The sequence below is a fragment of the Ruegeria sp. CF2 genome (assembly GCF_056537385.1).
The window spans coordinates 1-14,162 of record NZ_JBQFRL010000004.1 but is presented as its reverse complement, the minus strand read 5'-3'; the positions used below and the strand labels follow the sequence as shown (position 1 = coordinate 14,162).

At 60.5% G+C, this 14,162-nt stretch carries 10 protein-coding genes; all 10 read left to right on the top strand.

Going from position 1 to position 14,162, the window contains the following annotated elements; translation table 11 throughout:
- Window positions 1-4: 4 nt before the first annotated feature.
- The 10 genes from ACR0IR_RS15700 (at window position 5) to ACR0IR_RS15655 (ending at window position 13,438) form a co-directional block, all read left to right on the top strand.
- Window positions 5-1,723, top strand: coding sequence for a dynamin family protein (locus ACR0IR_RS15700; RefSeq protein WP_170365739.1), 1,719 nt, complete (start codon window positions 5-7; stop codon window positions 1,721-1,723).
- Between the two features lie 126 nt (window positions 1,724-1,849).
- Window positions 1,850-2,251 (top strand): hypothetical protein, encoded by a 402-nt coding sequence (locus tag ACR0IR_RS15695; protein WP_170365737.1) that lies wholly within the window; start codon window positions 1,850-1,852, stop codon window positions 2,249-2,251.
- Between the two features lie 26 nt (window positions 2,252-2,277).
- A complete protein-coding gene (locus ACR0IR_RS15690; RefSeq protein ID WP_254441595.1) occupies window positions 2,278-3,132 on the top strand; it encodes a hypothetical protein in 855 nt (284 codons plus the stop codon).
- 71 nt (window positions 3,133-3,203) lie between these two features.
- Window positions 3,204-5,246, top strand: coding sequence for a dynamin family protein (locus ACR0IR_RS15685; protein WP_170365735.1), 2,043 nt, complete (start codon window positions 3,204-3,206; stop codon window positions 5,244-5,246).
- A complete protein-coding gene (locus ACR0IR_RS15680) occupies window positions 5,243-6,526 on the top strand; it encodes a dynamin family protein (RefSeq protein WP_170365733.1) in 1,284 nt (427 codons plus the stop codon). Before ACR0IR_RS15685 ends, ACR0IR_RS15680 begins: the two co-directional genes overlap by 4 nt.
- A gap of 339 nt (window positions 6,527-6,865) precedes the next feature.
- Entirely contained in the window at window positions 6,866-9,007 is a 2,142-nt protein-coding gene (locus ACR0IR_RS15675) for a serine/threonine protein kinase (protein WP_170365732.1), read from the top strand.
- Between the two features lie 207 nt (window positions 9,008-9,214).
- Window positions 9,215-10,222 (top strand): FHA domain-containing protein, encoded by a 1,008-nt coding sequence (locus ACR0IR_RS15670; RefSeq protein ID WP_170365730.1) that lies wholly within the window; start codon window positions 9,215-9,217, stop codon window positions 10,220-10,222.
- A gap of 3 nt (window positions 10,223-10,225) precedes the next feature.
- On the top strand, window positions 10,226-11,011 hold the full coding sequence (locus ACR0IR_RS15665; protein ID WP_170365729.1) for a PP2C family protein-serine/threonine phosphatase: 786 nt from the start codon (window positions 10,226-10,228) through the stop codon (window positions 11,009-11,011).
- A 22-nt stretch (window positions 11,012-11,033) separates the two neighbouring features.
- A complete protein-coding gene (locus ACR0IR_RS15660) occupies window positions 11,034-12,284 on the top strand; it encodes a type 2 periplasmic-binding domain-containing protein (RefSeq protein ID WP_170365728.1) in 1,251 nt (416 codons plus the stop codon).
- Between the two features lie 44 nt (window positions 12,285-12,328).
- The gene (locus ACR0IR_RS15655; protein WP_170365726.1) at window positions 12,329-13,438 is read left to right on the top strand and encodes a transporter substrate-binding domain-containing protein; all 1,110 of its coding nucleotides are present in this window, start codon (window positions 12,329-12,331) and stop codon (window positions 13,436-13,438) included.
- Window positions 13,439-14,162 lie beyond the last annotated feature (724 nt).

Sequence of the window (14,162 nt, the reverse complement as noted above, 5' to 3'; positions counted from 1 at the left end):
AGCCATGGCAAAAGATTCACAAATCCGCTTCGTCTCTCCTCGGGCATGGGAACGCATCGAGCAGTGGTCCCGCCGCAAACCGGTTTTTGCGCTGATGGGAGAGTTCAGCGCCGGAAAGTCCACGCTCATGAACTTTCTTCTGCGCAAGCAGGCCCTACCGACGCAGGTGACAGCCACCCAGCTGCCGCCGGTCTGGTTCAGTTGGGGCAACAAACCGGCTTACGTCCAGCGCCATGACGGGACCACTTCTCCGATTGGTTTGGACGAATTGGACAAGGTGGGCGTCAACGACGCGCAGTTCATCCGCATCTATCTTGAAGCGGACATTCTCGAGGCCGTCGACCTGATCGACACGCCCGGCATTTCGGACCCCAAAATTCAGGCCGATGTCTGGCGCCGTGCGGTAGGTCAAGCCAACGGGGTGCTATGGTGTACGCACTCGACGCAGGCCTGGCGCGAGACCGAACGCGCCACGTGGGTTTCGTTGCCGGAACGGCTTCAGCACAACTCGCTTCTGTTGGTCACGCGCGCGGACGCACTGGATCTGAAAGACCGCCAGAAAGTGCTCCGCCGCATCAACCGCGAAGCGGGGCACCTGTTCAATCGGACAATCCTGTTTTCCGCCCGTGACGCGATCATCGCGCGTGACAAAACGGGCGACGCCGAGCTGTGGTCGCGCAGCGGCGGCGGCAAGATGATCGACAGCTTTCTTGAGATCACCGAGCAGATCATGGACAGCCGTGCGGAAAAACTTGCCCGCTACCAGATCGACAAGAGCCTCGCCAGCACGCCCCCGGTTCAACCGGTGCGTCCCGAACGATCCGATCGCCAGACCGCAGCCGAAGAGCCCGCGCCTTTCAAGTTGACCAACCCGCTGGATCAGGATGATGGATTCGAGGCGGTCCGGAACTCGGACGATGTGATCGCAACCTTCCCGGTTCGACCGGCCCGGGTGGAGCGCCGCGGCGAGTCGACCGAACGCGAGCGGATCAACCCGGATGACGCCGACCGTTTGCGCGCCGAAATGACGCCGGTGCCCGATGACGATTTGCGGGCCTTGTTCCGGGACGAGGAAGAGGATCGGCTCAGCGTCGCGGCAACTTCGACTGCGGTGACTCAGCTGGACGACGAAGACTTTGACGAGATCGATGACGATACGCTCGACGTCGAGGGCGACGAAATGCTGGTCGCAGATTGCGATGACCAGACCACCGATCAAGGCGCGCAGGACGAAGACCTGCTGGCCACGCTGTCAGAACGGTTGGTTGGCGAGTCCCCCGCGCCGGCGACGGACGATCAGGACGAGACACCGGCACCCAGTGTCGAAGACTCGGTCTCGTCCATCGCTTCGCTGTTGTCCCAGCAACAGGGTGACGATGCCACGACATATGAACCTGAGCCGGAATCGAACGGCCTGATTGCGGCCCAAACCCCTGAAGACCAGGAACCCGAAGCGCCTTGTGAGCAGGTCGGCGAAGGCGAAACCTCGCTGGAACACCTTTTGAGCGTGCCGGCAGGAGCTCCGCTCAGCGCGGCGGCGATGTGGCGGGAAATCGCGGCCAGCGAAGATATTCCCCAAGACGTGGACGGGCTGCACGCCGTGTTCCAGGCCTTTCTTGAGGAGTTCGACAAGATCGCTCACGAGCACACCGGGCGCGACGAACAGGACAGGATTCAACCGGTGCCAAATCCGAAAGACAGGGCGGAGTGGCATGTGTTGTAACCGGGCCTCAAGGGACACGCGGGAAACGATAAACCGTTTCCCGCCCCGAACGGCAATGCTACTCAGCGGCGCGACGGTTTCGAACCGCTGCGCCTTTGGGCTTAATAAGGGATAACAGAGCTTTAGATGACGATTGACGCCGCATTGACCACCGCCATGGAGACCATTCCCGACTGCATCGCAGCGGGATATGTCGACATGGAAACGGGCATGCTTCTGGGCATGTCGGCAACCGGTACCGAGGATGGCGCAGCCTTGGAAACCCTCGCCGTTGCGGTGGCAAATCTGTTTCAGGGCCGGGGCGTTCAAGCATTCGAAGCGCTGTTGGCCTCGGCCGGACTTCAGGATCCGGAGAACCCGGGATTTGGGGAAATCTCGGTGTTTTCGAACGACCGGCTGCACATCTTCATGCGGACCCGGGCCTATCCGGAACACGTGGTCTGCTACATCTGCCGCGACAGCGCGAATATCGGGCTGACGCTTACGAAATCACATCTCAGCCTGGGGCCGGTAGCGGCCGCAGTTTAGACGGGACCAGAGGGGGTCACGGCATGATGGCGACAGACATAATCGACATGCTCGAAAACATCGGGCGGTCTGCGACGCCCCGTTTGTCGCCGGCCGTTCGGTTGACCGGGGACACGGCCGAGGCCCGGCGGGCCAGCATACTGAACCTGATCCGGGGAACGGTTCTTCCAAGACGCTTGGAGTTCAACGCCCAGAACGGAACGATACTGGCGATCGAGGTGAACAGCTCACGGATCACGGATGTTTATTCGGCGAGCGCCGGCCCCCTTCTGGATTTCGAAATCGAACCGCGCGAAGCACTGATCGAAAAGCTGGCGCGGCTCGTGTCCGACCTGGCAGCGACCGCCCCTCCGATCGAAGTGGTGTCTCTGAAACCGGACGGGCCGCTGGAGGCGGATGACGTCGGCATCACGTTCAGCGAAATGCAGAAAGCCTGTGCCGAGATCGTTCTACCGTCCGAGCCACGGGTTTCGGTTGTCCCCGATCCCGTCGAGGATACGAAAGAGCAGGACAGCGCTGAAGGTGCAGAACCCAGCGTAGCCGCGGCTTTCTTCGACGGCGCCGAGCGGTTCGCCATGGGACGCCTGCTGACAAGTGCGCAGGGTGCGACCCAACAGTTCGATGGCGTGTGCGCAGATGGCCAGCCTCTTCACCCTTCGGATGATCTGTTGACCCGGTTCGCACAGGATCTGGCGGGGTGGGATACCGACAATGCCGGGCTGCTCGAGCAGCCGCAACTGATCGTCATGCGGCCGTCAGGTGGCAAGGGCGCGGGTGTCGCTCTGGTCCGGGATGGTCGCAATACAGCCGCCGCCGTACATGACGCGCGCAAGCTGGGTGCCGTCGTCAACCTGTGGAAATCTCTGCGGGAGTCGGTCTGATGGCACCGCTTTCGCGACAGTTGAAGTTAAGTTTGAAGCAAATCTTGGGTACCAGTTTTTAGGGTAGTGTTATGAGTGAGACCAACCGCCGGGAATTGATCCGGATCGCCAGCGAAATGAAAGAGGTGAGCAATGACGAGACCTGTCAGTTCATCTCTCGCATCGTTGACGATCTCAGCGGCCTGAAACCATCGATTGCATTCGTCGGGCAGATCAAGGCCGGGAAGTCCCGCCTGATCAACGGCTTTACGGGACAGGCAGAATTTCTGCCGTCGGACGTGAACCCGTGGACGACCGTGATCACCGACATGCATTTCGGACATCCCTCCGGGCGCACATCGGGGGCCGAATTCCATTTCTTCGACAACCGCCAATGGCAGGCGCTGATCGCCGAAGGCGAAGAACTGCGCAACATGTTCCCCGACGATGAGGACAGCTATAAGCGCGAGATGATCGAGGAGCAGGTCGAGGCGATGAAAACCCGCGCTCGTCTGCGCCTGGGTGACAGTTTCGAACAGCTGATGGGCCAGCATCACGACCTCGAAGAGCTGACCTCGGATGATCTAGCCCGTTATGTCTGTGCCGGGGATGATCCGACCGACGAAGCCGAACATGATCCGGGCTCGGACCGGGGTTTGTACAGCGACATCACCCGCAAGGCCGAGGTGTATTTCGATCTGGGCCACTTCCCGTTCCCGCTGACCGTGACCGACACGCCCGGCGTCAATGATCCGCTGTTGATCCGCGAAGAGATTTCGCGCCAGTACCTCAAGGAATCCGACTTTTTCGTGGTGGTTCTGTCCGCACACCAGGCCCTGTCGCGCGCCGATTTGAAACTGTTCCGGCTGATGCAGGCGCTTGAGCTGGGTCAGATCGTGGTTTTCATCAACAGGGTCGACGAATTGGGCGGCGGTGCGGAAGACGCGGCGAAAGTGCGCGCCGACGTTTTGGACGGGTTGGAAAAGGCGCTGGGGAAGTCCAGCATCGACGTTTTGATGGGCAGCGCTCAGTGGGCGCATTACGCACTGACAGGGGACGAAACCGGCGTCAACCACGACCACATCCTCGCCTGGCTGCGGGCGCATCCCGAACAGATGAAGCAATACCTTGCCGGCGTCGAAGAGATCAAACGCGGCCCCGGCCCCATCAGCCGCGAGGCGGTTCTGCGGTATGCTGCGATGATCGCCTCGGGCTTGCCCGATCTGCGCCGGCATGTCACCACCGCGCTGACTGATGGCCCGCGCAACGAACAACTGCGTATGGCGTGGCAACATCTGAACGGCTTTGCCCAGGGCGAGCTGGAGCGTAGCAAGGCCCGCCTCCGCGCGCTGGAAGAAGATGGCCAACCTTCGGACGATGCGGCTGGCGAGAATGACAAGACCCTCGCCGAGTTGCGCAAGCTGGTATCGGACAAAACCGCAGAAATCACTCGGGACATGGATGATGTTCTGGCAAACTTGCGTGGTGTGATGGATGACACCGTGGCCGAAGCCGTCGTATCGGTTGTGCGCGGACCCGACGGGCAATCCCCGTTGCTTGCAAAAGGTGGCGCAACCGAACTGAACTTTACACCGTTGCGCGAACGCATGCGCGAACTGGTGCAGGGTGCGACTCAGGTCATTCGCCAGCGGATGCTCAGCGAACTCTATGCCATCGACATGCAGGCCAACGCGTCCCTGCGGTCCCTGCCAGGCTGGCAGGAGCCGACCGACAGCCGTATGAACACCAGTGCCGTGCGCTGGTTCCGTCCGGACACCACCGCTCTGACCCGGGGTATTACGGTCGAGTTGCGGGTGAACTGGTTGTCGCGTCTGATTTCGCGGAAATCCGTCGTCTCTCGCGCCGAGCGCATGATCGTGCAGGAATTCGAAATGATCGGAGATGATCTGATCGATACCGCACGCGAGAACCTGCTGGAGCGCTTGAACACCGCTCTGGACCATTTCTTGGCCCTGCTCGCCGGGCATCTTGAAAACCGCACCGCGACGGGCGAGACATGCGAGCGCACCCAGGCGCAGGTCGATTTCGACCGCGCACGCCGGATCGCGGACGAATTGCAATCGACCTTTGGCGCTGAACACAGCGACGAACGACAAGCGGAGGCCGCCGAGTGATTGAATTTCCCGGAACCGAAACGGAAGTGCGTCAGCTTGACCGTTTTCTGACCGCAACCGAACGCCTTCCGTCCACGCCCGAGTTGGACGACATGCGCGCGCGGGCACAGTCCCACGCCGAGCGGTTGTCAAACGCGGTCTCAATCGGTTTTGCAGGGGAATTCGGCGCCGGGAAGTCCAGTCTTGCCAACATGCTCGCCGGAGCTGACATCCTGCCCACGGGTCCGCAACATCTGAAATTGCCTCTGGTGATTGTCACCTATGCGGACACCCCTGAAACGACCGTTGGGTGGTGGGATCGCGAGCCAAAGGTTTATTCCGGCATCGCGCTGGAAAAGGCTGCGGCCGACAATCCTGATTTTATCTCGGTGGGGCTGAACACCCCTGCCCTGCGCGAAATCTCGTTGTTCGACCTGCCCGGCTCCGGTGCGCTGGACGACACTTACAAACAAACGCTTGATTTGTTGAAATTCGTCGATTGCGCCATCTGGTGCACGAACGGAACCAACGCTTGGCGCGAGACCGAGCGCCATTTGTGGGCACAAGTCCCGCAAAACCTGCGCGACAACAGCTTGCTAGCCGTCACTCACACGGACCTGCCCCCTGTCCGCGACGCCCTCGATCGCGTTCTGTCGCGGTTGGAGAAGGAGAAGTCGGGCATGTTCCACGCGATCGTACCGATCGGGACACCAGTTGCCGTTCGCGCCATGGCGCAAGAGCCGGAACCGGACTTCGCCTTGTGGGAAACCTGCGGCGGCCAGAACCTTGCGGAGAAGGTGCTTGAAATTGCATCGCATCGCCGCCGAACGGATCTGGAGGCTGCGCGGCAGGACCTTGCCGCTGACTTCCTGCCGTTCTTGGAGACATTGACCGGCGCGGGCGAAGCCGCAGCCTCGGACACCAGAACGGTACAGCCCAGTCTGGAATCTGCGCTGCCGCCGCTGGACAACCCGATCCTCGAAGACTGGCTGGCGGCGATCGCCAGCATTTACGAAGACCTGCGCGACAGTTCGGACATCGAACCGGCCGCCTTCCTGCAAAGCTGTCAGGAAATTGTCGAGGATTTTGCTGAACGGCTGGAAAACGGGTCCGAGATCGATCCCGAAGCCGACTGGATTCCGGGCGAGTTCGAAAAGGCCACCGACCTGCTTCTGCTGCTTCAATTCGAGAGCGGCGAAGGGCCACTCAAGGATGCGATCAGCATACTGGCGCAGCTCAGCGACAACCTGGCGTGGGCCGGCAGCACGGTCGCTTCGGCCCCTCCGAAGACCGGAACCTGAGTCATTCCCGCAAAGATTGAGCCGCGGCGCGGCGAATCGTTAACACTGGAATCATGATTTCATTGTTTCGAATCCGTGGACCATGGGTCGTCTGGCGCCCGGACTGAATCCTTTTTTTCGCCGGACTACACTACATATATGCGCTTCGTCAGCTTTAGTATCAATATATTGATCTGCGCCCGAAACCGTTCTCAGTGAAGCCACGAGGCGGCCCCATTAAAGTCAAATTTGAAACGTCTAACCGTTCTCAAGTGTCCTGCGGTTGTGTTGGTTGTGTGTTCGCGGGCTGATTGCCCGGTTACTTTGGCCGCAAGTTTTTGGAATGATGGGCGGGAAGAAATGAACCACAACCAGGCTGTCGGTGCATCGCACGACGAACCTCAAATTCAAGGTCTGCAACCGGGCGCGAAGCTGCTGCGCGGCCAGTACGAAATTCTTCGCTTCCTCAGCAATGGCGGGTTCGGCATCACGTATTTGGCGCGTGACAGCCTGGAACGCGATGTGGTCATCAAGGAATGCTATCCGGGTGCCTTGTGCCGCCGCAACGGTGACCTGGTCGAACCCAATGATCCGGCCTTCAAGGACGACCTGCGCGCGATCATCGACCTGTTCATTCAGGAAGCCCGCAACCATGCTCGCCTGGTCCACCCCAATATCGTCGACGTGCACCAGGTCTTTGAAGACAACGATACTGCGTATATCGCGATGGACCTGATCCGCGGATGCGATCTGCTGGATTACATCGAGGACCCCAAGACCGAAACCGGCCCGGACTTTATCGTCCAAGTCACCGAAAAGATGCTGTCCGCGGTGTCGTTCATCCACCAAAGCGGGATGCTGCATCGGGACATTTCGCCAGACAACATCCTGATCGACGAAAACGGCGAACCGATCCTGATCGACTTCGGCGCCGCGCGCGAGCAGGCTGCCAACCAATCGGCCGCCCTGTTGACGCTTCGGGTGATCAAGGATGGGTACTCGCCGCACGAGTTCTACGTGCGCGGCTCGGAGCAAGGTCCCAGCAGCGACTTGTATGTGTTGGCGGCAACGCTCTACCACGCGATCAGCGGCGAGCGCCCGATCGACGGCCAATCGCGCCTGAATGCCTTCAACAACGGACAGAAAGATCCCTATCAGCCGCTCACCGGCCGCTTCCAGGGTTACCCGGACGGCTTCCTTGAGGCGATCGACAAGGCCATGGAGGTCCACGCGACCGACCGCCTTCAATCCGCACTGGACTGGTTGCGGATGTTCCGCGGCCCCGGTGTCGAATTCGACAGCTTTGCCTATCGCCCCGTTTCGGTAATTGTCGCCTTGGACGGCAAGGACGAAGAGGCCGAAAAGGCCCGCATCAAGGCCGAAAGCGAAAACGCCGAAGCGGTGGTAACAGCCCTGCTGGCCGGCAATTCCGATCTGGCTCTTGGGCACGGCGAAAAAAACGACGACGGACCGGCAAGTTTTGCCCAGAAGGACGAGCCCGCAGCGGCAGTGGACACGGTCGTCCAAAAAGGATCGGGCAGCAACGGCAAGTTGATCGCGGGTGTCGCCGCAATCGCGATTCTGGCCGCTGGTGGATTCTTCGTGATTTCCGGCGGCTCGACCGAGACGGACCCGGAACCGATCCAGACCGCGACGCCCACCGAAACGGCCGAACCTTCCGAAACGCAGACGGCCGAACCAGTGATCGCACCAGAAACGACCAAGGCAGAAGAAACCGCAGCAGCAACCGAAACAGAACAGCAGGTGGCAGAAGACCAGCCTGTCGAGCAGACCGCCGCGGCTGTCTCACCGCCGGCGGTGGAAGCACAGGAAGAAGCGGCTCAGCCCGAAGAACCCGTCGAAGTGGCGGCGGTTGCACCGAGCGCTCCGGTCAATCTTGCCGAGACCCAAGTCAGCTATGCCCATTGGGATGTCAAAATCCCGTTCTCGACTTCGCAGCGGCGCGCCTCGACCGGAAACATCATCGCCATCACCGGTGTGGATGCCGACCAGGACATGTCCACGATCGGTGAATGGGTTCAGCGAGGCGCAGCGATCTATACCCTGAACGGCAACCCTGTGCGCGCCGGAACGACGCTTGCCGCACAGGTTCTGGACAACCTCCAGGTTGACCCTGACGGCTATATCCGTGTCGCGGCGCGGTATCGCCCCATCGGACAGACCCGCGCGCAGAACGGCCTCCTGGCCCTGCCCGCAATCCGCGAGTTCGGGCTGGCCAACGGTTACTCGTTCGAAGCCCGCGGCGCCGATTTGCCCGAATGGCAGACGGTTGTTGCCGGAGCACCGGCCGCAACGGCAGGTGGCCTGCAGACCGGCGACATTCTTGTCCGCGAGACTGTCTCGGGAACTGAGATGATTGCTGCCGACAGTCTGGATACCGCGCTGAACGCGTTGGTTTCCGAAAACAAGCCCGAAGCACGGTTGGTTGTGCTTAGAAACGGGTCGGAAACAACCGCCGTGATGCCTTTGGCGCAGGAGTGATCATACCGGTACGTATTTGATCCGCCAGTTTGTGTTTGCTGAGGAGGATGCCGTGTTTTGGCCCTCCTGGTGGGGGCCGGCCCGCCGCGAAAGGTAAGAGTGTTTCAGGTTTCCAACTTCATAAGTGCCGCTGCGCCATGCGCAGAGGTTCGTAGCAGCCCCACGGGTCACCTAAGCCCGTGCAAGTAGTCAAAAGGTGTCGACACCATGTTCAAATACAAAAGCCCACTCAGCCGGCTTCTCGAGGGTGCCGGCAAAACCAAAGAAGCCGAAGGGTCGGAACCCGAAGTCGAAACGACAGACAAGGCCGAGCCGATTGCGGACTTCAATGCACTGCGCCAGGCTCTGGCTGGTGGAAACCTGAGCACGGACAGCTACGAGGAAACCGACGAGCTGATCCCTGAAGAGAAGATGCCCGATTTCGCCGAGACCGAACAGACGGTGGAAGAGGCAACAGAGAGCGAAGAAACAGCCGAAGCCGCGCCTGAAGCGCCGGAAGAAGCCGAACAGGTCGTGACGCTGCACGTTGCGGCAACCGAAGAAGAAGAGACCATCCAGTCGGTCATGGCCGAAACTGCCGAACCCGATCTGGAGGAAGTCCAAGAGGAAGAGGCCTCGGCGCCGACCCCGTTCGAGTTGCCGGAACCCATTGCAATCGAAACTGCCCCGGACGAAGCAGCGGCAAATGCCGAACCTGTGGCCACCGAGCCCGAAGAACCCGAAGCCGCCCCGGAAGTCGCCGAAGCGCCGGCCTCGGATCGTCGGTCGCGCGTCAAGACCACCTTCCTCGGGTTCGAGCGCCCTGACACACATGTGCAGGAACTGATCGAAACAGCCGCGCCGGTGGCCAAGACCGAAACCGCAGGCGCGACATTCCCGGTCGGTTGGCTGGCAGTAACCAGTGGCCCCGGGCGGGGGTCCAGCATCACGCTGACCGAAGGGCTGATGCAGATTGGCCGCAACGATGACCAGGCGATCCAATTGGATTTTGGCGACACCGGGATTTCACGGTCGAACCACGCCGTCATTGCTTATGACCCCGAAGACCGCAAATGCTATCTGGGCCATGGCGGCAAGGCAAACCTTGTGCGCCTGAACGGCAAACCCGTCCTCAGCACCGTGCCGCTGTCCAGCGGCGACCTGATCCGCATCAGCGAAACATCGCTGCGGTTCGTGGCCTTCTGTGACGAAAACTTCGACTGGCGGGACGCATAACGGATGCTGGCTACTCCGGCATATGACATTGCACTGATCCTGGATCAGGGTCAACGCGACACGCAGGAAGACGCGGTTGCCTCGCGGGTCTTTGATGCCGCCAACGCCGGTTATGTCGTGGTGGCAGACGGTATGGGCGGTCACGCCGCGGGCGAAGTGGCTTCGGATCTGGTGGTCAAGTCCTGGTGCGAAGTGCTCGACGCAGTTCTGGAGACTCCGGAATTGACGGAGAATACGCTGCTGGATGCGCTGCCCATGGCCGCAATGCAGGCCAACGCGGCCGTGGCGGGGTACAGCGACGACCAGCAACAAGGCTTCAACATGGGCTCGACCCTGCTGGGAGTTCTGCTGCTGGGCAACAAAGTGTTCTGGATCTCGATCGGCGACAGCCCATTGTACCTGTTCCGCAACGGCGTTCTGTCCCAGATCAACGAAGATCATTCGATGGCACCGGTCATCGACGCACAGGTAACCCGAGGGGAGCTGTCCGAAGCCGAAGCGCAGTCCCATCCCGACCGCAACCAGCTGACCTCGGTCATCATGGGCGCGGCGATCCCCAAGGTCGACTGCCCCGAAGACGCACTGGAACTGACGACCGATGACATCCTCATCCTCGGCAGTGACGGGCTGCAGTATCTGGGCAACCACGACATCCAGTCCATCCTTCAGGACAACGCTTCGGCCCTCTCCCAGGACATCGCCGACAGCCTCCTCAAGGCACTGATCGCCAAGGGTGATCCGGATCAGGACAACATTTCAATCGCCGTCATCAAAACGGCCCGACAATAACAAAAGCAAAGCAACAGGACCCATGAGAACACACCTGATCATATCCAGCATTGCCCTGGCGGCAGCAACGGGGGCAGCCTCGGCGCAAGAGGCATGCTCGACCTACGAGATCCAGCGCGGCGACAGCCTGCGTGAACTGGCCATCAAGGTCTATGCGACCGAAGACTATCGCATCATCTACGACGCCAACCGCGACACGATCGGGCCCAACCCCAACATCATCCGCGTCGGCGACGTTCTGACCTTCCCCTGTCTCGAGGATGTCGGCCGCGCCGCGCCTGAACCGGAAACCGAGGCCGAGCGCATGGCCGCCGAGATGGCAGCCGAACTGGTCAAGGCCGCGGAAGAACGTGCCGCCAAGGCCATTGCCGAGGCCGAAGCCCGCGTTGCGGAGGCCCAGCAGGCCAGCGACAAGGCTGTCATCGAAGCCAAGGCAGCCGCGAAGAAGGAAATCGAGGCCGCCCGCGCAGAAGGTGCCGCGTTGATCCGCAACGCCGGTGACGGCACCCGCCCCGAGATCCGCGACCGGCAGTTGTTGCTGATCACCGGGGGCAACTACGCGCCGTTTACCGACGAAGCCCTGCCCAATCGCGGTCTGTACACGAACCTAGTCGAAACCGCGATGCTGCGGGCGGCGCCGGAACAGGCCTACAAGATCCAGTTCGTGAACGACTGGTCGTCGCATCTGGACCTGCTGATGCCCACCCTGGCCTTCGATGCCACGTTCCCTTGGTCGCGCCCGAATTGCGAAGAAGCCGAGACACTTTCGGAAAGCGACCGGAACCGGTGCGAGACCTACAACTTCTCGAACCCGTTCTATGAAGTGGTCGATACGTTCTTCGCCAAGGATGGCTCAGGCTACGAAACCTCGCTCAGCTACGCGGAATTCGTCGGCACCACGATCTGCCGCCCCGAGGGCTGGTCAACCTCGCACATGGACGCTGTAGGTCTTTATGAGCCTGCGATCACCATCTTGCGCCCCGTCGATCCGGACGAGTGTTTCCACGCGGTCATGGACGGGCGGGCTGACCTGGTCGCCATCGAAGCGCATCTGGCCGTCGAGGCCATCGGTCGGCTGGGCTATGAACACAAGATCATCGAAAACCCCAACCTGGCGGCGATCAAGTCGCTCAACGTCATGACCCACAAGGACAATCCGGATGGGGAAGCGATCCTCGAGACGCTCAATCAGGGTCTGGCGATCATGCAGCAATCGGGCGAATGGCGCGACATCGTCTCGACCGCTCTGCGGTACCAAATGGAAAACGGATAAGGGCCGGAAAGGTCTGACAAAACAAAAGTCTGGAGGAAGTGGACATGTTTGAAATCAATCTGAAGAAACTGGTGGCGGCAGCCACCGCAGCAACCGCCCTCAGCGCCGGCGCCGCCGCCGCTCAGGAGGCCTGTACCAACTATACGGTTCAGGACGGTGACACGATGGCAACCATCGCCATCGCGGCCTACGGCACATCGAACTACCAGCCGATCTTCAACGCAAACCGCAACGTCATCACCAACCCGAACTCGCTTGAGCCGGGCATCGTTCTGGCCCTGCCCTGTGAAGACGGCAGCCTGCCGAATGGCCGCAGCGCGCAGGAAATCATCGCCGCGGAAGAGCAGCGCGCTGCAAGCGTGAAACGCTCGAGCGTCTATGAGCCGCCGATCAAACTGGTCACGGGTAACGGCTGGGCGCCCTTCGCAGATGAATCGCTGAATGGCGGTGGTATCATCCCGCGTCTGGCAACCACCTCGTTGCAGCGGGGCGGCAACGCCCGCGACTATTCGGTCAGCTTTGTTGACGACTGGAACTCGCACCTGGAAACCCTTCTGCCGCTGGGCGCGTTCGACGTGTCGATGGCATGGAACATGCCGGACTGCACCAACCGCAGCTACGAATGGTCCTGGGAAACCGAGGTGCGCTGCACGCAGTTCGACTCGTCGGTCCCGGTCTATGACATCGTGGTCGGTTTCTACACCCTGCCCGAAAGCCAGTTTGCCAACGCGACCACCTTTGACGAGCTGAAAGGGTCGACCATCTGCCGCATGGACGGCTGGTTCATCCACGATCTGGAACAGCAAGGTCTGATCAATGGCGACACCATCACCTTGATGCAGCCGATCACCGCGCGGGAATGTCTGGATGCCGTGCTGACCGGCACTGCAGATGTTGCAACCTTCGAGGTCCAGCTGTTCTCGGACACCATGGTTGAAATGGGCCTGAACCAGAACGACCTGATCGAGAACCCCTTCGTGACCTCGCTGTCGTCGCTGCGTTTCATCGCGCACCGTTCGAACCCGTTCGGCAAGCAGTACCTGGCCATGCTGAACAAGGGCCTGAACGAAATGCGTGAATCCGGCGAATGGTACGCGATCGTTTCGGACTCGCTGCGCGAGCACAACGACAAACTGATGGCCGCGTCGAACTGATCCCTCGGTTCCGCGAATGACTGGGGCTGGTCGACTGACCGGCCCCTTTTTTATTCTCCGATCAACTGATCCAGCCGACCCGCAAGGCCGCCGGAGGGCTAAGACGGTTTTTTACCAAACAGAGGTCTGCCGACGGACGACCTCCGGTCGAGGTTGTCTGGCAGATGACCGCCACTGCAAGCACCCGAATCACTAAGACGCTCGCACACCACTATTGCTGTTTTAACGACGCTCGTGAGTTACGTCCGCCGCGGATTCAACCGAAAGCGCTTCAGTTGCGGACAGAAATACGGGAAAACCCTTATATTCCCTTTTGCTCAATTCAGGTACGGTAATCGCAACACTACATTCGACCGGTGAGGCCATTGGCCGACACGCTCACTCGACAAATGACCAGCATATGGGGTGCTGGTCATTTTGTTTTTTAGGATCGATCATCAGCAGAACAGGGTATGCCTAATTCGAGCATTGATAGATCCCATTTTGCCCTAGAAAAATTATCCCGCTTCCCGGCGTTTCTTGAAAGATACTAGCCGGCTATCTGAGAGAACGTCTGGCACGGATCTCAGCGTTGAAATGCGTGTGACGACCTGAGCCTATCACCAGTGATGTGACCTGCCTGTACTACTCGCTCAACCATCACGAAAGCCTGAGAGATTGCTTGATGGTTACCGGCGTCGGTTTGGACGCGAGCGCAGTGCGTGGCACTTGCCACGCACGCGGT

Bases quoted from the DNA above. Each gene is read 5' to 3' on its own strand.
- ACR0IR_RS15660 (WP_170365728.1), top strand. From the start codon at position 11,034: ATGAGAACACACCTGATCATATCCAGCATTGCCCTGGCGGCAGCAACG.
- ACR0IR_RS15685 (WP_170365735.1), top strand. From the start codon at position 3,204: ATGAGTGAGACCAACCGCCGGGAATTGATCCGGATCGCCAGCGAAATG.
- ACR0IR_RS15670 (WP_170365730.1), top strand. From the start codon at position 9,215: ATGTTCAAATACAAAAGCCCACTCAGCCGGCTTCTCGAGGGTGCCGGC.
- ACR0IR_RS15655 (WP_170365726.1), top strand. From the start codon at position 12,329: ATGTTTGAAATCAATCTGAAGAAACTGGTGGCGGCAGCCACCGCAGCA.
- ACR0IR_RS15690 (WP_254441595.1), top strand. From the start codon at position 2,278: ATGGCGACAGACATAATCGACATGCTCGAAAACATCGGGCGGTCTGCG.
- ACR0IR_RS15700 (WP_170365739.1), top strand. From the start codon at position 5: ATGGCAAAAGATTCACAAATCCGCTTCGTCTCTCCTCGGGCATGGGAA.
- ACR0IR_RS15695 (WP_170365737.1), top strand. From the start codon at position 1,850: ATGACGATTGACGCCGCATTGACCACCGCCATGGAGACCATTCCCGAC.
- ACR0IR_RS15665 (WP_170365729.1), top strand. From the start codon at position 10,226: ATGCTGGCTACTCCGGCATATGACATTGCACTGATCCTGGATCAGGGT.
- ACR0IR_RS15675 (WP_170365732.1), top strand. From the start codon at position 6,866: ATGAACCACAACCAGGCTGTCGGTGCATCGCACGACGAACCTCAAATT.